The sequence below is a fragment of the Pseudomonas brassicacearum genome (assembly GCF_009601685.2).
Taxonomy (GTDB): Bacteria; Pseudomonadota; Gammaproteobacteria; order Pseudomonadales; family Pseudomonadaceae; genus Aquipseudomonas; species Aquipseudomonas kilonensis_B.
Genome location: NZ_CP045701.2, coordinates 4,093,607 through 4,111,456, shown reverse-complemented (window position 1 = coordinate 4,111,456; position 17,850 = coordinate 4,093,607). Strand labels below are relative to the sequence as shown.

The window sequence follows — 17,850 nt, the reverse complement described above, 5'->3', positions numbered from 1 at the left end:
CAGCGGGAGCAAGCTCCCTCGCCACAAAAGCAGGCCACATAAAGCAGGCCACAAAAGCGGCACAAGGCTTTTTTTCACAAGAACAACAATAAAACGGTGACTGTCATGACCACGATGAACGCACGCCTGAGCGTGATGATGTTCCTGCAGTTCTTTATCTGGGGTGGCTGGTTCGTCACCCTGGGGACTTTTCTTTCCAGCACGCTGGGCGCCAGCGGCGGGCAGATCGGCATGGCGTTTTCCACGCAGTCGTGGGGGGCGATCATTGCGCCGTTCGTCATCGGCCTGATCGCCGACCGCTACTTCAATGCCGAACGGATCCTGGCGATATTGCACCTGCTGGGCGCGGTGTTGCTGTATCAGCTGTATTCGGCGGCGGATTTCAGTGTGTTCTACCCGTACGTGCTGGCGTACATGGCGGTCTACATGCCGACGCTGGCCCTGGTCAACTCCGTGGCGTTCCGGCAGATGCGCGACCCGGCGCTGGAGTTCTCGCGTATCCGGGTGTGGGGCACGATTGGTTGGATCGTCGCCGGCGTGGTGATCAGTTTTGTGTTTGCCTGGGATTCGCGTGAAGCGATCTTGGCGGGCGGCTTGCGCAATACCTTCCTGATGGCGGCCATCGCGTCCCTGATCCTTGGGCTCTACAGCTTCACGCTACCGGCCACGGCGCCGCTCAAGGAACAGGCCAGCACTGGCGGCGTCAAGCAACTGCTGGGGCTGGACGCGTTGGGGTTGTTGAAGGACCGCAGCTACCTGGTGTTCTTCATCGCCTCGATCCTGATCTGCATTCCCTTGGCGTTCTATTACCAGAATGCCAACCCGTTCCTGGCCGAAACCGGCATGACCAACCCGACCGCGAAAATGGCCATCGGGCAGGTCTCGGAAGTGTTGTTCATGCTGCTGTTGCCGCTGTTCATCCAGCGCTTCGGCATCAAGCTGGCGTTGTTGGTGGGCATGTTGGCGTGGGCGCTGCGCTATGTGTTGTTCGCCTATGGCAATAACGGCGACCTGGCATTCATGTTGTTCACCGGCATTGCCTTGCACGGCATCTGTTATGACTTCTTTTTTGTATCGGGGCAGATCTACACCGATGCCAAGGCGCCGAAGCATTTGCGCAGTTCGGCCCAGGGCCTGATTACCCTGGCGACCTATGGCGTGGGGATGTTGATCGGTTTCTGGGTGGCGGGGCAGGTGACCGATCACTTTGTCCTGGAGGGCGGCCACGATTGGAAAAGCATCTGGCTGTTCCCGGCCGGTTTTGCGTTGCTGGTGTTGGCTTGCTTCCTGTTTACCTTCCGTGGTCAGCAAACGCTCGCCGCGCCGTCAAAGGCCTGAAGCAGGGCAGGGCGTCGGTCATTTGTGACTGACGCTCAGTTTGGTGTAGGTCACTTTCCCGCCTTCATTGGAGTAGCCCTTGTTATCCAAGGTGTAGACGCCAGCCTTGAAATAGAAGTTATAGCCGTACCAGGACTTGTCCAGTTTTACCTGTTTGCCACCTTTGCCGATCAGCACCGAGAGCTGGCCTTGCTTGTCCATTTGCAGCGTGTATGAGAAGGATTTGTTCAACGGTACCTTGGGCACGGTGTAGATCACCGGGCTCTTCTTGTCCTTGGGCTTGACCCGGTACTCCACGTCGATATTGCCGGTGCCCTTGGCGTAGCGGTACACCAACTTCAACAACGGCGTGGGGGCGTCCTTGGCGTGAATCTGCGCCACGACCACGCGGCCTTCGGAAGGCACCTGGTTCACTGAAAGCTCGCCCTTGAGGGTGTTGGTGCCGCTGTTGTAGCGCCAGTTGCGGTGTTTCCCGTCCCTGCTGGTTTCCCGCAGTTCGGAACGCGGGTATTTGCTGTTACCGGTATGGGAGCCGGTGACGGGCGCCCAGAAGATGATCCTCTGGCCGTTATTGTCGAAATACTTGTTCTTCAAGGTCGGCATGGCTTTGGTCGCCACGACCTGCGCCGGCGTTTGCACCGGCAGGGTTACGCTCCAGACAGTTACGTCAATCATGATGAACACCTCCAACGGGAACGGCCGTTATCTGGCGGCCGTCAAGACAAAATACTGCCTTCCGTGGCGTTGTTTTCATGTTATCGACGAGGGTCTGTTTCGCTGGAGGCGCACCTGATGGATGGCTCTGCGATGAGCCTCTCAGGCGCTGAATTGGGCGGATTGCCATGTGTCAATTTGTTGCTGATCGGTTAGAGTACGCGCCGCCCGAGAGACGGATCCCGGGCGTTTTCCAATGGAGTATTCAATGAACCACATCAGCAAAATTGTCGCCTGCGCATTGTTCGGCTTGGCCCTGGCGGGTTGCACCGGTACCGCGATGAAAACCCAGCAATACGACAGCAGCCAATACACCGTTGTCGGCCACAGTGAAGCAAAAGCCACCGGCCTGCTGCTGTTCGGCGTGATCCCGATTCGCCAGAACAACCGTTTCGTGCGTGCCCAGACTGCAGCGATCAAGGCCAAGGGCGGCGACGCCATGATCAACACCCAAGTCCAGGAAAACTGGTTCTGGGCCTGGGTCCTGACCGGCTACACCACCTCGGTGTCCGGTGATGTGGTCAAGCTCAAGAACGTTCAGTAAAAACCCCGCTCGCCCCTGCTTGATGGGGACATTGTAGGAGCTGCCGAGCGAAGCGAGGCTGCGATCTTTGCGAGTTCAATCGAGTCTCAAGCGAAAGATCAAAATCAAAAGATCGCAGCCTTCGGCAGCTCCTACAGGACGCATTCGATCAGTGTCCTCCCACCACCATATGCGTGAACGGCGCCACATACGCCTGCAACGTCACCAGCCCGCCCACCAGAATCGCCAGCACCACCGAGTGGAAAAACACGTAGCGCAGGATTTCGCCTTCGTGACCGTACCAACGGGTGGCGGTGGAGGCGACCACGATCGACTGGGCGTCGACCATCTTGCCCATGACCCCGCCGGAACTGTTGGCCGCCGCCATCAACACCGGGCTGATGCCCAGTTGCTCGGACGTGACCCGTTGCAAGCCGCCAAACAGCACGTTGGACGCAGTGTCCGAGCCGGTCAGTGCCACGCCGAGCCAGCCCAGCAGGGTGCCGAACATGGGGTAGAAAATGCCCGTGGCGGCGAAGGCCAGGCCCATGGTCGCGTCCAGGCCTGAATAGCGTGTGAGAAACCCCAGGGCCAACATCGCCACGATGGTGATCAGCGAGTAGCGCACCACCCAGAGCGTTCGCAGGTAGTGATGCAGCAGTTGCGTGATGGAGTAGCCCATCAGCAAGCCACCGAGAATCGCCGCCAGGAAGATGCCGCTGCCGGTGGCGGTGAACCAGTTGAATTTGTAGACCGCTTCCTCGGTTTTAGGTTGAGGCACCACGGGCGGGACTTTTTCGATCTGCTGGTGGATGGTGCCGAAGGTCACCAGGGGCGAGAAGATCGGGTTGGCCTCACGCATCGGCTTGCCTTGAGGGTCGAGCTTGACCGATTGGGTCTGTGGGTCCAGCGCCGGGCGGGTATCGAACAGGTTCTTGAAACCCTGGGTACCCCAGGCGAACACGAAGACCGTGAGGATGATCCACGGCATCCAGGCCCGCAGTACAGCCGGTCGCGCATCACCGGAAAAGGTACCGCCGACCTGCGGTTTTTCATCTTCGCTCACGTCGACTTTCGAATCATCGACCCGTCCCGACAACGCTGCGGACGTGTGCACCGTGGCCGGTTTCCAGACCTTGAGAAAACCGGTGAGGCAGGCCATGGAAATCAGCGCGGCAATCACATCCACCAGCATCGGCCCGTGGTAGTTCGATACCAGGAACTGCGGGATGGCGAAGCTGACGCCGGCCACCATAATCGCCGGCCAGATTTCCAGCATCTTGCGCCATCCGGCAAACGCCCAGATCAACCAGAACGGCACGATCACTGAAAAAAACGGCAACTGCCGACCGACCATCATCGACAACTCCATTTCATCCAGACCGGTAACCTTGGCCAGGGTGATGATCGGCGTACCCAGGGCGCCGAACGCCACGGGCGCGGTGTTGGCGATCAGCGCCAGGCCCGAGGCGGCCAGGGGTGAGAACCCCAGCCCGATCAGGATCGCGCCAGTCACCGCCACCGGCGTGCCGAAGCCCGCCGCGCCCTCGAAGAACGCACCGAAGCAAAAGGCGATCAGCAGCAATTGCAGGCGCCGGTCGTCGGTGATGCGGGCGAGGGAATCCTGCAGGACCTTGAACGAGCCGTTCTCGGTGGTCAGCCGGTGCAGGAAAATGATGTTGAGGACAATCCAGCCAATGGGCAGCAACCCGTTGGCCGCGCCATAAAGTGCCGCCGAACCGGCCATGCCGGCGGGCATGCCGAAGGCGAAGATCGCGATCAGCAAGGCCGAGGCCAAGGCCATCAACGCCGCCAGGTGCGCCTTGACATGAAAGAACGCCAGGGACGCCAGCATCACCACCACCGGAACCGCCGCCAGGAGCGTCGACAGCACCGCATTACCGAAGGGATCGTAGACTTGTTGCCAGACCATGTTCCACCTCTGCTTTTTATTCTTGGAAGTGCAGGCCCCGGGGGGATTGGCAGAGAAGTATAGGCGGGGATTTGTTAAGCGATTGCCAGCCAAACCCTTGTGGAGAGGGAGCTTGCTCCCGCTGGGTTCTGTAGGCGCTGGCGAAGGTTGCGATGTGTTGATCTTTCGCTTGAGATTCAATTGTCTGGGGAAAGATCGCAGCCTCGTTGCACTCGACAGCTCCTACACGAAATTGGAGCCATCACCCTCGCTACCAAACGAAGGGTAGTGGCCATACGCAGGTTGGTAGACCGGTCCACATGAACACCGGCGCGCCCGGGGGCGCCCTACGCATAGCCACCATTGAATACAAATGCTGAAAGGCACCTGCAAAAAAATGAGCCGTGCGTCATGTAGAGGCCGGGCTACCAAACCCGATCGCTGATTCGTCAGCGACCCGGAAACGATAGAGCCCGCCCCCCAGGCGCACAAGCCGGCGGATGCTGGCGCAGTTGTAGGCAACTGGGTTCTGTAGGAGCTGGCGAAGCCTGCGATCTTTTGATCTTGATCTTGATCTTTCGCTTGAGACTCAACTGTCTGGGACAAGATCGCAGCCTCGTTGCACTCGACAGCTCCTACACAGCTACACAGCTCCTACAGGCGCAGTCCGGCGGGAGCAAGCTGCCTCGCCACAAAAGCGCTTGCTCAGTCGAACAGAGCAGTGCGCCCGTTTAGCCCTTCGCCGCCATCGCCGTCACTTCCACTTTCATTCCTTCAACCGCCAAAGCGGCCACGCCCACGGCGGCGCGAACCGGCCAAGGTTTGGCGAAGAAGCGTTTGTAGACTTCGTTGAACGCGGCGCGATCCGCCATGTCGGTCAGGTAGATGGTCAGGTGCAGGACCCGGTCCATGGAACTGCCGGCGCCTTCCAGGGCGGTCTTGAGGGCTTGCAGTGTGCATTCGCTCTGCAGGGTGATGTCGCCCAGTTCCAGGCTGCCGTCGGCGTGGGTGGGGATTTGCGTGGAAACCAGCAGGCCGCCGAAACCGGCGACGTCGGAGGAAATGGAGTCCGCGTCCGGATCTGGAATAAACGTGATATCTGGGTTGCTCATGCAAAGCCTCATGCTGGAAAAGAAAAAGGACCGCCGCAGTTTACCGTCCATTGCTGCGCCGTTCCTGCATTCCTTTACCCGTGCGCTCCCAATCGCTGTTTTGTACCCGTGCCTGGATGTAGGCCTCCAGCGTCGTGGTGCCGTGCAAGGTGTCGTCGCCCACATCGAAGCCGCTGTCGAGGCTGACAGCGCTCATGCGCGTGGCCCGTGGCGCCCATGATCACGTACATAACTGATCTCCCAGAATCAAAGGCCGCCCTGGGCCGGACGTTGGGTTGTCATCGCCGGTTCAAGGGGCGGTTGCGCGCCGTTGAGGCGTGCGGCCAGTTGTTGTGCCTGTTCCCATCCCAGCGCGGGCTGCAGCCAGTCGAGCGCATCTTCGGCACTGAAGGCCAGTACCCGCTGCTGCTGGTTGGCAATGTCGCCATACGTCACCAGGGCCAGGCCGTCACAGCCAAACGGGGTCTCGCTGGCCTGGGCCAGGGCGGCGAGGAAGATTGGCGCCGATTGCCGGTCGGTCGTGTAGGTGAGGTGCTGCGCTTGGGAGGGCGAGGTGGTTGCTTGCGATTCATACCAACCCTCCACGGCGACCAGTACGCGGCCTTCGTGCTTGATGGGGTCGAAGACCTTGGAGCGCATGACCAGATGCAAGGGCAGATGCGTCAGCGGTGGCATCGTTCCGACCGACCAGATCGGCGACCAGCCCCAGCGAACCTTGATGCACTCCAAGTGACCACCACGACGGCGAATGGCGCTGACCTGCATGTTTGGCTTGATCAGGTTGTGTCCGTCCTGGGCCCTGGGCGGCGTTGTCACGTGCAGATCCAGGGGCGTCACGCTTGTACCGAAACGGCTGCCGGGCGGGTCTCGCTGGGCTAAATACGCCAGGGAGTCTTTTGAAGAAACGTGTTGAACAAGACCGTCACACATAACGAAAACTCCCGGCAGTGAAACCCAAAGAAGCCTTGATCTACCCGCCGTTCAAGCCGTGACGTCGAAGCGCGTCAGCGGGGCTTTCAGCGGTGTCATGTAGGTCCGAACCCATGACGAAATGCTTGGTTCGAAAATCCTTGCGGCGGGGAGACGAGCGGGCAACGGGGTGAATGCACTACCGCCATCGCGAGCAGGCTCGCTCCCATCCCGTTGTGCATGGATGAAGTCCACGAAAGCCCTCAGCGGCGAAGCGCTGGAAGCGGGGGCCGATGGGGAGGGCGATCATGTCTTGCTCCAGGCGTTCGTCGTAGCGAATGCCCGCGTCACAGCAAGCCGCGAGCATGTCGACAAAGCTCTCTTCGGTGACCACTTCCAGGCGGATGTCGGGGTAGCTTTTCAGGAACGGTGTGATGATCGCTGGCAACACCAGCCGGGCGGCGCTGACCGGCACGTTCAACCTGAGGGTGCCCGAAGGATGGTCGCGAAAGTCGTTGACCACGTCCATCGCCGCTTCGACTTCGCCCAGGGCCGGGACGATGCGTTCCATCAACCGGGCACTGGCTTCGGTCGGGACCACGCTGCGGGTGGTGCGGTTGAGCAGGCGCACACCGAGCCGGCTTTCCATCCGGCGGACGGCATCGCTGAGGCTCGAAGCGGATTTGCCGCTCAGCCGCAGCGCCAAGGCCTGATCCGCCACCTGGGCCTGAGCAACGTCACGGCCGCGCAGGTCAAGCAGGCCCAGGGCATTGCCCAAGTGGTCTGCGTGCAGAACCACTACAACCTGACCCATCGCGACGACGAACAACTTATCGCTGACTTGGGCCGGCAGGGCATCGCTTACGTGCCGTTCTTCCCCCTGGGCGGCTTCATACCGCTGCAATCGCAGACCCTTTCCAGCGTGGCGGCGCGGCTGCAGGCGTCACCGCTGTGCGTGGCCCTGGCGTGGCTGCTGCAACGAGCGCCGAATATCCTGCTGATTCCCGGTACATCATCGTTGGCGCACCTGCGGGAGAACCTCACGGCGAGTGAGCTGACGATTCCTGCGCCGATGCTGGCCGAGCTGGACGGGTTGGTTGGGGCAGACTAAAAAGACAGCGGTCTGGCTGCAATGCTGTTCGCACGTAGGAGCTGTCGAGCGAAGCGAGGCTGCGATCTTTCCCCAGTCACCTGAGTCCCAAGCGAAAAGATCGCAGCCTTCGGCAGCTCCTACAGAACCCCGCGGGAGCAAGCCCCCACGTACCTCCGATGAACAGTATCAGCGTCTAGGCATCGCTTTTATCCGTTTCGTTACGGTGGTGTTCCTGCCAGTTGTCGACCGGGCGGGCACGGTCTTCGTTGAACATGTCCGTGAGCAGCGCATTGGCACGCTGGTAGGCATCGTGGCGGAACTTGAGGTCGTCTTCCGGCTGGGCGACGATCTCCTCCAGCATCCTGAGGTTTAGCCGGCGGAACTGGTCTGCCCGCTCACGCGCTTCGTAAGCCCCGACACCCATGCGCTCCAGCGCACTGCGACCCAGTGACAGCGCGCTCTCGAAGGTTTCCCGCTCGGCGGCCTCCACACCCATTTGCCGAAGGGTGATGAGGTGCCCCATGTCCCGCGCGCGCACGATCAACTGCAACGCAGGGAAGTGCTCCTGGGCCAGTTGGGTCAGCGCCAGGTTGTCTTCCCGATTGTCGATCGCGTTGATCAGCACCACCGCTTGGGCCGCGCCGGCTGCATGCAGCAGATCCAGGCGCGTGGCGTCGCCATAAAAGACTTTCACACCGAACTTGCGCAGGGTCTCGATGTTGTCAGGGTCGTGATCCAATACCACCACCTCGACGCCGCAGGACATCAACAGGCGTCCGGCGATCTGCCCAAAACGGCCGAACCCGGCGATGATCACCCGCGGATTCTGCTGGTCGACAAGGTCGGATTCGCGTTTGTTTTTCTTGGCGACGGACTCGAACCGATCCAGCAACACGATCAGCAAGGGCGTCAGGCACATGGACAAGGCCACCGCCAGGGTCAGGCTCTTGCCCCATTGATCGGTCAAGATGCCGGCCACGGTCGCCGCGCCGAACACCACGAAGGCGAATTCGCTGCCCTGGCCCAGCAACACCGCCTGCCAGGAGCGCTGGCCGGCGGGAACGTTGAGGAAGCGACCCGCGGCCTTGATCACCAACAGCTTGATGAGGATGAAACCCAGGGTCAGGGTGAGCACCTTCAGCGGCGCGTCGATCAGGGTGCCGAAATCGATCGACATGCCGACGCCGATGAAAAACAGGCCCAGCAGCAGGCCCTTGAACGGTTCGATGTCGCTTTCCAACGCGTGTCGGTATTCGGAGCTGGCCAGCAGCACCCCGGCGAGAAACGCGCCCATGGCCATCGACAAACCGGCTTCCTCCAGCAGAAAACCGAAACCGAACACCAGGAACAGCGCCACGGCACTGAAAATCTCCCGCAAGCCTGAGCGTGCGGCGAAGCGCAGTAGCGGTCGGGTCACGTAGCGTCCCAGCAGCACGACAATGCCGATGGCGGCGACGATCTTGCCAATCGATAGCAACAGCGCTGTGCCCGAAGGTGTGGCGCCGTGGGCCGACAACAAGGGAATCATCGCCACCAGGGGAATGGCCGCGATGTCCTGGAACAGCAGCACGGCAAAGCTGCTGCGGCCCACCGCAGTGGCGGTCAGGTTGCGCTCGTTCATCGCCTGCATGGCGATGGCGGTGGAGGACAGGCTCAGGGTCAGGCCCACCAGCAGCGCTGCCGTCCAGTTCAGGCCAAGGGCCGTACAGAACAAGCCAATGGCGGCACCACAGGCGAGCATCTGCAGGGCACCGCCACCAAACACCATCCTGCGCAGGGCCCAGAGCCGTTTGGGATCGAGTTCAAGGCCGATGATGAACAGCATCAGGACCACGCCGATTTCAGCGAACTCCAGGATGGCCTTCACATCGGTAATCAGCTTCAGCCCCCACGGGCCGATGACGCACCCGGCCAGCAGGTAACCCAGCACCGGGCCCAGGCCAAACCGAACGGCAATCGGCACGATCAACGTCGCCGAGGCCAGGTAGATGAGCATTTCAATCAGGCTGTGCGTCTGCATCTCAATCTTCCTTCCAGGCGGCCAGGCGTTCGCCGTAATGTTCGATTTGGGCGCGTTGGGCCTCAGGGTCGGCGGCATAGGCGCCATGCACGACCACCGGCTCCAGCCAGCGCATGCCGCAATAAATGGCGGTGGCGTGGAGCGGTTGGGCCAGCGCCGAAAAATCGGGATAGTCGCCGATCGCAAAATGCGCGTGATCGCCGCCGGTGCTGACGGCCCATAGCAGGCCCTTGTCCTTGAGGACCGTGGCGCCTTTGCCATAGGCCCAGCCGTGGGTGAAGACCTTATCGATCCACAGTTTCAGCAGGGGCGGTGTGCTGTACCAGTACATCGGGTGCTGGAGGACGACAAGTTCTGCTTGTTCCACCGCTCGCTGTTCCGCCTCGACGTCGATGTCGAAGTTGGGGTAAAGCGCGTAGAGCGAACGTATGACCACGTCCGGGTTGGTCGACACTCGCTTGAGCATCTGCTGGTTGACCTGCGACTTGTCGGGGTAGGGGTGCGCGTAAATGATAAGAATCATCGGTGAATTCCTTGGTTTGGCGCCGTCGATGCCTGTCTGTCGAGCAAGCTTGCTCCCGCTGGGCCTGTAGGAGCTGCCGCAGGCTCGGGCCGCGTTCGGACGATCTTTTGATCTTTCGCTTGAGACTCAAGTGTCTGGGGAAAGATCGCAGCCTCGCTTCGCTCGGCAGCTCCTACAATGAGCGCGAGCGATGGCACTTGGAGCCGAGCGATATAAACAAGAACGCCTTCCAAAGCGCAGGCTCCAGGCCGGAAAAACCGGACATCCTACCGAGGAAGGCGCTGATTGTTTAGCGCGGATCGATACATCGGTCACTTCAGTCAAGCGGTAGCGAGACCCTGGCCTCCAACCCGCCACTGCGTCGATTCCTCAGGGTCAGCGTGCCGCCATGCTCCAGCACCGTCGCTCGGGCCGCCGACAGGCCCAGCCCGACACCGCCGGTGTGCTTGTTGCGTGAGCCTTCGATGCGAAAGAACGGCGTGAAGACCTGCTCAAGGTATTGCGCGGCGATGCCCGGTCCGCGATCCAGAATGCGAATGTCCACACGATTGGCGTTGGCTTCGAGGCGAACAGTTGGCGCGCCGCCATATTTGATCGCGTTGTCGATCAGGTTGACCAAGGCACGTTTGATGCCGATGGGACGACCGACATAGACCAAGCGCTGGGCACCTTCGAACGCGACCTCGGTACCGGCGTCCTTGAGGTCATCGACGATGGTGTGCAGCAGCTCGGCCAGGTCGAACGCGGTGGCATGTTCCAGCCGGGCATCGTCGCGGAAGAATTCCAGGGCTGAGTTGATCATCGCCTGCATTTCGTCCACGTCCCTGAACAAGCGCGATTGCTGCTCGGCATCCTCGATGAACTCCCCGCGCAGGCGCATGCGGGTCAACGGCGCGCGCAAGTCATGGGAGATGGCGGCGAGCATCTGCGTGCGGTCCTGCAAAAAGTGCTTGAGCTGGGCCTGCATGGCATTGAAGGCGAGGATCGCCTGGCGGATTTCGTGGGGGCCGATGACCGGAATCGGTGGCGCCTGGTGGTCGACGCCAAAGCGCCGGGCGCCTTCGGCAAAGCGTTCCAGCGGGGCGGCCAGGTGCCGGGTGGCGATCAGTGCGACGATCAACGTCGACAGCAGGATCAGCGCGATGATAATCCCGTTGCGCGCCCACTCCCCCAGCCCCCAGCTGCGCGAGGGCACGGAGAAGATCACCCACGAATGGTCGACCAGCTCGATGATCACCGCGTAGCGTGCGTCGGGTTGATCGGCCGGCCAGTCGCTCGGTTCGTAGGCTTCGATCCTGGCGTCCGACCGGCCCAACTGCTGGCGCAGTAACGCCGAGCCTTCACTGAACCCCGGGTTGTCGATCACCGGCAACCGGGCGTCTTCATACCGATGCAACCATTGCGCGTTGAATGTCTGGTTGCTGGCGGCCCTGGCAATATCGGGTCGTTGTTCGGGGGCGACGGAGTCGATGATGCGGGTGATGGCGGAGGCCTTTTCCATCAGGCCGGTTTCCATCAGCGGCGGGCGCGCCCAGGCGCCGGCCAGCAGGCTGAACAGCTGATTGAGGGCCAGCAACGTGAGCATGGCGATCAGGGTGGTCAGGGCGATCCAGCGCGCCACCGTGTCCCGTGGGAGATGGGTGCCCGGGCGCTTCATCGCTTCACCACGTAGGGGCTGAAGAGGTAGCCGCTGTTGCGCACGGTGCGGATCATCGACGCGCCGGTGACGTCGGTCTCCAACTTGCGCCGCAGGCGGCTGACCTGGACATCGATGCTGCGGTCGAACGCCTCGAAGGTTTCGCCGCGTGCCAGGTCCAGCAACTGCTGACGAGTCAGCACCCGGCGCGGGTGTTCGGCAAACACCAGCAGCAGTTCGAACTCTCCGGCCGACAGCGGGATCATGACCTTGTCTGGTGAGCGCAGTTCGCGCCGGGTGACGTCCAGTTGCCAGTTTTCGAACTCCAGGATCGGTCGCGATGAGTCGTTCAATGTGCCTAGGGCTTCGCCAGTGCGCCGCAGCACGGCACGCACCCGGGCCAACAGCTCGCGGGCGTCGAAGGGCTTGGTCAGGTAATCGTCCGCGCCCAGCTCCAGGCCGACGACGCGGTCACTCAATTCGCCCATGGCGGTGAGCATGATGATGCCGACGGTGTGCTCGGCCCGCAGTCGTTGGCAGAGCACCAGGCCGTTGTCGCCCGGCAGCATGACGTCGAGGATGATGAGGTCCGGCACCCGACGCTCCACCGCCTGCCACAAGGCGTTGCCATCGGCGGCCACGTCCACGCTGTAGCCATGTTGTTCGAGGAACTTGCGCAAGAGGGCGAGGACTTCGAGGTCATCGTCCACCAGTAATAAATGGCTCACGGTGGGCACGCAGGGTAATGAATACAGGAGGCGATACTAGGGTCAATCCAGGGGCTGCGTCATATATTTCAATCCGGCAATAAAGTTGCCAGCGGGCAATGTTCTGGAAATCTGCGGGCAAAAAAACGGCGGCAGGATGGCGTTGATGTCGGTCAGTTAAACCACACGCCAACGCTGCTTCTGTGGCAAAGGGATGTGCTGGGCTCTGTAGGCGCTGGCGAAGCCTGCGATCTTTTGATCTTTCGCTCCAGACTCAATTGGCAGTGGAAAGATCGCAGCCTCGCTTCGCTCGTCAGCTCCTACAGACCCAGCGCGAGCTTGCTCCCTCGCCCCAGGAATTTGGTGTTTGGCTTGTGATCGGCATAGGCAGCAAGCCTCCCATTCCTCGCCGAGATAACCCTGTATGCCGATCACCAAGCCCGCTCCGCTGTTCGTTCGCTCCACCGTCGTGGTTGTATTGGCGGTACTCGCCAGCGGTTGCTCCAGCACGCCAGCTGCAAAACCAGGTTCCTGTGACCGCGCGACCTATACCGTTCACGATCCCGCAGAACCAGTCAACCGCGGCATCTTTGCGTTCAACCGGACCGTGGATGACTATGCGCTGGCCCCCGTTGCCCGTGGTTATCTCAAGTTGCCGGAGGTGTTCCAGGCCGGTGTCCACAACTTCGTGGCGAACTTCGGTGAGCCCAAGGTATTCATCAACGACTTGCTGCAAGGCAATGCCCAGCGCTCGGTCAACACACTGGGGCGATTCGTCATCAACACCACGGCGGGCATCGGCGGGCTGATCGACGTGTCGGGCAAGCTGGGCATCGAGCGCCACAAGGCCGATTTCGGCCAGACCTTCGGCGTCTGGAACGTCGTCCCCGGGCCGATCGTGGAACTGCCATTGCTGGGCAGCGCCAACCTGAGGGACGCGACGGGCAAAGTGCTGAGTTTCGCCGTCGACCCGTTCGGCGACAACAGCAGCACCGTCGACACCCTGGGCACGATCAACACTGTCGGCGGCGTTGTCGATGGCCGCGCCGAGGCATTGCCACTGACAGACGAGTTGCGGACCCAAGCGGATTACTACGCGGCACTTCGCGACGCAACGGCGCAGCGGCGTGCCGATTTTGTCGCGCAGGGGAAGTTGGGGGCGGTCGCGCAGGGCCATCCGCAATGCCAGGGAGCAGAGGTCGGCGATGAGTAACGCGACGTTGGTCTTGCAGCGGCGAATAAAACAGATCGGCCAGGATGCGTTGCATTGCCGTGAACTTGAACTGCGGTTGACCGAGGACGGCCGTCATGTGCTGCTCAGTCGCTACCTCGAGTTGTACTGCCACGAGAAGGCCGGCGAGTGTTCGGTGCGGCATTACCGGGTGCCGCTGGCGAGCATGATTCGCTGGATGGTCGATAACGCAGAGCAGAGGAGTACCTAGTCGGTTTCAGTACTGCAGGTCGTAGAGCACCGGGTAATGATCGCTGCGCAACGCCTGTCCCCGAAAAATACGCAGCACTTCATCGTGCCCCCGTACCTTGAGCTTACCGGCATCGCGAATCAACTGGCGCTCATGAAGCCAGGATTTCTTGATCTGCACTGCGGCGTCGCAGTATCCACGCGCCACGACGCCTTCATGGACGTAGGCGTAGTCCAGTTGTGAAGGGATGGCGAAATCACCGTAGCCCAGGTCACCGCCCAGCAGGCTCGAGACGTATTGATCGATCGGTGTATAGAAGCGACTCACCTCGTCCAGCTTCTTGTATTCCTTTTTGGCCTGGGTTTCGGTGGAGCGGATGGTGACGTGCGTGAAGCCGCTGCCTTCGGGGAACACCGCGCTCATCCTGGTTGCGCCACGGTAAGCGGAGATTGTCTTGGGGGCCGAGCTATAGGGGGTGTTGAGGTCGCCGCCGAAAAATACCAGGCGTTGAAAGTCGCCTTCATGGATAGAACCGAGTTCCTGCATGTCCCCCAGTATCTGCGGCCAGGCGTTTCTTGACGCATTGGCATGGCAGAAGGCGAATGTGTTGCCTACATCGTCGGTCAGTAGCAACGTGGCGCGCCTGGCTTCCGGGCCCAGCGGCCAACTGTAGCGTTCCGTGAATTCGTTGGCCCGGTCCGTGCGCACAAACACCATGGAACCCAGCGTGGTGCTTTTGCGCACGCCACCGTCCTGGTCGAGGGATGACTTGAGGATGTATTGCTGGCTCAGGTCATTGACCAGTCGATCATTGGGATTGCCGGTGCTGCCCACTTCAAACAGGGCGACGATGTCCGGGTTGTCCTGTTGCAGGACCTGTTTGAGCGTGGCCAGTTTTTCCTGGTAGGCATCGCTCATCTTGCCGCCTGCCTGGTTGTTCAGGTGCTGGGTATTCCAGATCAGGATTTTGCACTTGGCCACGGCGTCCACTCCATGAATGCTGCGCCGCAGTATAGATCAAGGTCGTGGGGGGTGGGCCAGACCCTGGAAAAGCGCTTTGGCTCGACCGACTGGCAGGTTTTTTCCAGCTCCCGGGCAGGCTGCTAGACTTTGTCGTCCAGTCCCTTTTGGAGAACCGGCATGAACAATAAAAACAGGATATGCCTCTGGTACGACGGCACTGCCCAGGAAGCGGCAGAATTCTACGCAAAAACCTTTCCCGACAGCGCGGTGAACGCCATCCATCATGCTCCGGGTGATTACCCGTCGGGCAAGCAGGGTGATGTGATCACCGTGGATTTCACGGTGATCGGCATTCCTTGCATCGGCCTCAATGGCGGGCCTGCGTTCAAGCACAGCGAGGCCTTTTCATTCCAGATTGCAACCGATGACCAGGCCGAAACGGACCGCTTGTGGAACGCGATCATCGACAACGGCGGCCAGGCGAGCGCCTGTGGCTGGTGCAAGGACAAGTGGGGGCTGTCGTGGCAGATCAGCCCGCGCGTGTTGGTTGACGCAGTAACCAGTTCCGATAAAGCGGTCGCCAAGCGTGCCTTCGAGGCCATGATGACGATGACCAAGATCGACATCGCCGCGATTGAAGCAGCGGTGAAAGGCTAGCCGGTTAATCGCTCCCACATTGGTTGGTGGTGACTTCGAATTCTCGACCTGCACAGTCTCCTGTGGGAGCGAGCTTGCTCGCGATGGCGCCGGCACAGCCAACATTGATGCAAGCTGACCTATAAGGTGGTTTCAGGCAACCGGGCAATCACCTTGATCTCGAACTGAAACCCATACAGCCACGTCACGCCCACCGCGGTCAGTGTCGGGTGCGGCGCGCTGCCCCAGAACTCGGGCACGACGCTCCAGACCCGTTCGAAGATCGATTCGGGATCGACCATGAAGACCGTGACGTCCACCACATCGTCAAAGCTGCACTCGGCTGCGGCGAGTATCGCCTTCAGGTTGTTGAACGCCAGCCGAACCTGAGCCTCCAGGTCCGGCTCCGGCGAACCTGCTTCAGTGCTGCCAACCTGTCCCGAGACGAACAGAAAACCGTTGGAGCGAATCGCCGGCGAATAACGATTACGCTCATAAAGTGCCTGGCGTCCAGGCGGGAAAACCACGTCGCGCTGTGTCATCAATACCTCCATCAAAGAGTGGGTTCCAAACGATGAACTCACTCTAGGGGCTTGTGTCCAGGCGATAAACGAGCAACCTTGGCGATCACTGTTTGTAGAATCCAAACAATCGGATCGACAGCCGAGGCACAGATGGATCGTTTTGATGCGATGCAAGCGTTCGTTCGAGTCGTGGAGGCGGGCAGCTTCACCAAGGCGGCGCAAACCCTGCACATGAGCAAGACCACCGTGACCCAACTGGTGCAGCAGCTCGAAGCACGGTTGCGGGTCAAGTTGCTCAACCGCACCACGCGCAAGGTCAACGTCACCGCCGACGGCGCGGCTTACTACGAGCGGGTGATCCGGCTGCTGGCCGACATGGACGATGCCGAGACCAGCGTGTCCGGCGCCCAGGCGTTACCTCGCGGGCGACTGCGGGTGGACGTGCCGAGTCCGCTGGCCGCGATGATCCTGATACCGGCCTTGCCGACTTTCTACGCGCGATACCCAGACATCCAGATCGACATGGGCGTCAGCGATCGCATCGTCGACATGCTCGATGAAAACGTCGATTGCGTGTTGCGCGGCGGCGAGTTGAGGGATCAGTCGCTGATCGCCCGACGCGTCGGCGACCTGGCCCTTGGCGTCTTTGCCGCGCCGAGTTACCTGGCACGGTTTGGCCTGCCCGCGCATCCGCGAGAACTGGAAGATTCGCATCATCGCACCGTGGGTTTCCTGTGGGCACGCACGGGTAAATCCTTGCCCTACGCCATGCGTCGTGACGGTGAGCTGCTTCACGTCAAAGGGCGCTACGCGCTGGCCATCGACGACGGCAATGCCTACCTCGCGGCCGGTTTGGCAGGGCTGGGCGTGCTCTGGCTGCCCAGGTACATGTCCAGGCCTCATGAAGCGCAGGGCGGGTTGGTGCCGCTGTTCGAAGACTGGCACCTCGAGCCGATGCCGTTGTATCTGGCTTATCCTCCGAACCGGCACATCAGCGCCAAGTTGCGGGTGTTCATCGACTGGGTTGTGGAATTGATGGCCCAACATGCGCCGGTTGACGCCAAGGCAAGAGCGCAATGATCGCCGAAGGACTCGTTGTACTGCTGGACTACACCCTGTATCTGCTGCCGGGCCTGGCGCTCTTCGGCCTCTGGTTCGGGTTGACGCCCAAGACCCAGACAGCGTTGCGCATCGTGATTTTGCTATTGGCATTCGTGTTGATGCGCGATGCGATGACGCCCTTGGGCATGTGGTCCCTGAATGGCGATCTGCAGATTGGTTTTCTGGCCAACCCGTTTGTGCTGGCGATGCTGGGCGTTTCGTCGCTGCTGTTGGTCGCGTTGAGCGCGCGCCTGTTGCCGGACTTGTGGCAACTGGTGGTTCTATTCAAAGGCAATCGACTGGCTGGCCTGGTCCTGGGCTTCGCCGTGGGCTGCCTGATCGGTTTGCCGCTGCGGCTTTATCAAGGGGCTGAAACGGCGATTCCGGGTTATGGGGCCTGGCTGCTCGGCATGGTGGTGCTGGCCTATGGCGCCAACGCGCTGGAAGAAGTGCTGTTTCGTGGCTTCTTGCAGGGTTACCTCGAACTGCACGTCAGCGCCCTGCGAGCAGCGCTGATCAGTGCCGTGGCGTTTTCTGCGTTGCATGCTTCTCTCGCCTTGAGCGTCACCCAACTCGGTTGGCCGGTTTTGCTTTTTACGCTGATTGAAGGGCTGGCCTGCGGGTTCGTGCGCATGCGTTATGGGGTGGTGGCGTCGACGGCGACCCATGGGACGGCGATATTGCTGATTGCGGTGCCGATGGCCGGTTTTCAGTGAGT

The 17,850-nt window shown here is 61.0% G+C and carries 18 protein-coding genes and 2 pseudogenes; 8 read left to right on the top strand and 12 right to left on the bottom strand.

The window, feature by feature from the left end; genetic code table 11:
• The first annotated feature begins 105 nt into the window (after positions 1-105).
• Positions 106-1,338, top strand: coding sequence for a nucleoside permease (locus GFU70_RS17300; RefSeq protein ID WP_153388492.1), 1,233 nt, complete (start codon positions 106-108; stop codon positions 1,336-1,338).
• Between the two features lie 18 nt (positions 1,339-1,356).
• Here the strand turns inward: GFU70_RS17300 and GFU70_RS17295 are convergent, their stop codons facing one another.
• Complete coding sequence (locus GFU70_RS17295; RefSeq protein WP_058546077.1) at positions 1,357-2,013, bottom strand: polysaccharide lyase family 7 protein; 657 nt, start codon at positions 2,011-2,013, stop codon at positions 1,357-1,359.
• Positions 2,014-2,260: 247 nt separating this feature from the next.
• On the opposite strand from GFU70_RS17295, the gene GFU70_RS17290 reads away from it, so the two are divergent.
• Positions 2,261-2,596 (top strand): hypothetical protein, encoded by a 336-nt coding sequence (locus GFU70_RS17290; protein ID WP_058546078.1) that lies wholly within the window; start codon positions 2,261-2,263, stop codon positions 2,594-2,596.
• A 148-nt stretch (positions 2,597-2,744) separates the two neighbouring features.
• Here the strand turns inward: GFU70_RS17290 and GFU70_RS17285 are convergent, their stop codons facing one another.
• The 5 genes and pseudogenes from GFU70_RS17285 to GFU70_RS17265 form a co-directional block, all read right to left on the bottom strand.
• The gene (locus tag GFU70_RS17285) at positions 2,745-4,508 is read right to left on the bottom strand and encodes an L-lactate permease (protein WP_058546079.1); all 1,764 of its coding nucleotides are present in this window, start codon (positions 4,506-4,508) and stop codon (positions 2,745-2,747) included.
• Between the two features lie 710 nt (positions 4,509-5,218).
• Positions 5,219-5,599 carry a RidA family protein gene (locus GFU70_RS17280; protein WP_079301342.1) on the bottom strand — a complete coding sequence of 127 codons (381 nt, stop codon included), beginning with the start codon at positions 5,597-5,599 and terminating at the stop codon, positions 5,219-5,221.
• A gap of 40 nt (positions 5,600-5,639) precedes the next feature.
• Positions 5,640-5,795, bottom strand: a complete 156-nt coding sequence (locus GFU70_RS17275) for a hypothetical protein (protein WP_153388491.1) — start codon at positions 5,793-5,795, stop codon at positions 5,640-5,642.
• Positions 5,796-5,845: 50 nt separating this feature from the next.
• Positions 5,846-6,529: an SOS response-associated peptidase family protein gene (locus tag GFU70_RS17270; protein WP_153388490.1), complete on the bottom strand. Its 684-nt coding sequence runs from the start codon at positions 6,527-6,529 to the stop codon at positions 5,846-5,848.
• 247 nt (positions 6,530-6,776) lie between these two features.
• Positions 6,777-7,211: pseudogene (locus GFU70_RS17265) on the bottom strand (LysR substrate-binding domain-containing protein); the annotation flags it as partial.
• Here GFU70_RS17265 and GFU70_RS17260 point away from each other — a divergent pair.
• Positions 7,158-7,619, top strand: a pseudogene (locus GFU70_RS17260) (aldo/keto reductase); the annotation flags it as partial. The pseudogenes GFU70_RS17265 and GFU70_RS17260 overlap by 54 nt on opposite strands.
• A gap of 175 nt (positions 7,620-7,794) precedes the next feature.
• On the opposite strand, the gene kefC reads toward GFU70_RS17260, so the two are convergent.
• The 4 genes from kefC to GFU70_RS17240 form a co-directional block, all read right to left on the bottom strand.
• Positions 7,795-9,621 (bottom strand): glutathione-regulated potassium-efflux system protein KefC, encoded by a 1,827-nt coding sequence (gene kefC, locus GFU70_RS17255; protein WP_058546083.1) that lies wholly within the window; start codon positions 9,619-9,621, stop codon positions 7,795-7,797.
• 1 nt (position 9,622) lies between these two features.
• Positions 9,623-10,144: a glutathione-regulated potassium-efflux system oxidoreductase KefF gene (kefF, locus tag GFU70_RS17250; RefSeq protein WP_116641900.1), complete on the bottom strand. Its 522-nt coding sequence runs from the start codon at positions 10,142-10,144 to the stop codon at positions 9,623-9,625.
• Between the two features lie 316 nt (positions 10,145-10,460).
• Positions 10,461-11,801, bottom strand: a complete 1,341-nt coding sequence (locus GFU70_RS17245) for an ATP-binding protein (protein ID WP_153388489.1) — start codon at positions 11,799-11,801, stop codon at positions 10,461-10,463.
• Positions 11,798-12,508 carry a response regulator gene (locus GFU70_RS17240; RefSeq protein ID WP_058546812.1) on the bottom strand — a complete coding sequence of 237 codons (711 nt, stop codon included), beginning with the start codon at positions 12,506-12,508 and terminating at the stop codon, positions 11,798-11,800. The genes GFU70_RS17245 and GFU70_RS17240 overlap by 4 nt, the downstream gene beginning before the upstream one ends.
• Positions 12,509-12,911: 403 nt before the next feature.
• On the opposite strand from GFU70_RS17240, the gene GFU70_RS17235 reads away from it, so the two are divergent.
• Both GFU70_RS17235 and GFU70_RS17230 read left to right on the top strand, forming a co-directional pair.
• The gene (locus tag GFU70_RS17235; protein ID WP_153388488.1) at positions 12,912-13,700 is read left to right on the top strand and encodes a VacJ family lipoprotein; all 789 of its coding nucleotides are present in this window, start codon (positions 12,912-12,914) and stop codon (positions 13,698-13,700) included.
• On the top strand, positions 13,693-13,929 hold the full coding sequence (locus tag GFU70_RS17230) for a hypothetical protein (protein WP_116641903.1): 237 nt from the start codon (positions 13,693-13,695) through the stop codon (positions 13,927-13,929). The genes GFU70_RS17235 and GFU70_RS17230 overlap by 8 nt, the downstream gene beginning before the upstream one ends.
• Positions 13,930-13,935: 6 nt before the next feature.
• Here the strand turns inward: GFU70_RS17230 and GFU70_RS17225 are convergent, their stop codons facing one another.
• Positions 13,936-14,889 carry an endonuclease/exonuclease/phosphatase family protein gene (locus tag GFU70_RS17225; RefSeq protein ID WP_153388487.1) on the bottom strand — a complete coding sequence of 318 codons (954 nt, stop codon included), beginning with the start codon at positions 14,887-14,889 and terminating at the stop codon, positions 13,936-13,938.
• Between the two features lie 159 nt (positions 14,890-15,048).
• Here GFU70_RS17225 and GFU70_RS17220 point away from each other — a divergent pair, with 159 nt between their 5' ends.
• A complete protein-coding gene (locus GFU70_RS17220; protein ID WP_058546799.1) occupies positions 15,049-15,528 on the top strand; it encodes a VOC family protein in 480 nt (159 codons plus the stop codon).
• Between the two features lie 119 nt (positions 15,529-15,647).
• On the opposite strand, the gene GFU70_RS17215 is transcribed toward GFU70_RS17220, so the two are convergent.
• Positions 15,648-16,049, bottom strand: coding sequence for a RidA family protein (locus GFU70_RS17215; protein ID WP_058546800.1), 402 nt, complete (start codon positions 16,047-16,049; stop codon positions 15,648-15,650).
• Positions 16,050-16,181: 132 nt separating this feature from the next.
• On the opposite strand from GFU70_RS17215, the gene GFU70_RS17210 reads away from it, so the two are divergent.
• Positions 16,182-17,111 (top strand): LysR family transcriptional regulator, encoded by a 930-nt coding sequence (locus tag GFU70_RS17210; protein WP_058546801.1) that lies wholly within the window; start codon positions 16,182-16,184, stop codon positions 17,109-17,111.
• The gene (locus GFU70_RS17205; protein WP_058546802.1) at positions 17,108-17,848 is read left to right on the top strand and encodes a CPBP family intramembrane glutamic endopeptidase; all 741 of its coding nucleotides are present in this window, start codon (positions 17,108-17,110) and stop codon (positions 17,846-17,848) included. The genes GFU70_RS17210 and GFU70_RS17205 overlap by 4 nt, the downstream gene beginning before the upstream one ends.
• The last annotated feature ends 2 nt before the right edge of the window (positions 17,849-17,850 follow it).

Excerpts from the sequence above, each read along its gene's own strand:
- GFU70_RS17300 (WP_153388492.1), top strand. The coding sequence starts at position 106 with ATGACCACGATGAACGCACGCCTGAGCGTGATGATGTTCCTGCAGTTC.
- GFU70_RS17295 (WP_058546077.1), bottom strand. The coding sequence starts at position 2,013 with ATGATTGACGTAACTGTCTGGAGCGTAACCCTGCCGGTGCAAACGCCG.
- GFU70_RS17290 (WP_058546078.1), top strand. The coding sequence starts at position 2,261 with ATGAACCACATCAGCAAAATTGTCGCCTGCGCATTGTTCGGCTTGGCC.
- GFU70_RS17285 (WP_058546079.1), bottom strand. The coding sequence starts at position 4,508 with ATGGTCTGGCAACAAGTCTACGATCCCTTCGGTAATGCGGTGCTGTCG.
- GFU70_RS17280 (WP_079301342.1), bottom strand. The coding sequence starts at position 5,599 with ATGAGCAACCCAGATATCACGTTTATTCCAGATCCGGACGCGGACTCC.
- GFU70_RS17275 (WP_153388491.1), bottom strand. The coding sequence starts at position 5,795 with ATGAGCGCTGTCAGCCTCGACAGCGGCTTCGATGTGGGCGACGACACC.
- GFU70_RS17270 (WP_153388490.1), bottom strand. The coding sequence starts at position 6,529 with ATGTGTGACGGTCTTGTTCAACACGTTTCTTCAAAAGACTCCCTGGCG.
- kefC (WP_058546083.1), bottom strand. The coding sequence starts at position 9,621 with ATGCAGACGCACAGCCTGATTGAAATGCTCATCTACCTGGCCTCGGCG.
- kefF (WP_116641900.1), bottom strand. The coding sequence starts at position 10,144 with ATGATTCTTATCATTTACGCGCACCCCTACCCCGACAAGTCGCAGGTC.
- GFU70_RS17245 (WP_153388489.1), bottom strand. The coding sequence starts at position 11,801 with ATGAAGCGCCCGGGCACCCATCTCCCACGGGACACGGTGGCGCGCTGG.
- GFU70_RS17235 (WP_153388488.1), top strand. The coding sequence starts at position 12,912 with ATGCCGATCACCAAGCCCGCTCCGCTGTTCGTTCGCTCCACCGTCGTG.
- GFU70_RS17230 (WP_116641903.1), top strand. The coding sequence starts at position 13,693 with ATGAGTAACGCGACGTTGGTCTTGCAGCGGCGAATAAAACAGATCGGC.
- GFU70_RS17220 (WP_058546799.1), top strand. The coding sequence starts at position 15,049 with ATGAACAATAAAAACAGGATATGCCTCTGGTACGACGGCACTGCCCAG.
- GFU70_RS17215 (WP_058546800.1), bottom strand. The coding sequence starts at position 16,049 with ATGACACAGCGCGACGTGGTTTTCCCGCCTGGACGCCAGGCACTTTAT.
- GFU70_RS17210 (WP_058546801.1), top strand. The coding sequence starts at position 16,182 with ATGGATCGTTTTGATGCGATGCAAGCGTTCGTTCGAGTCGTGGAGGCG.
- GFU70_RS17205 (WP_058546802.1), top strand. The coding sequence starts at position 17,108 with ATGATCGCCGAAGGACTCGTTGTACTGCTGGACTACACCCTGTATCTG.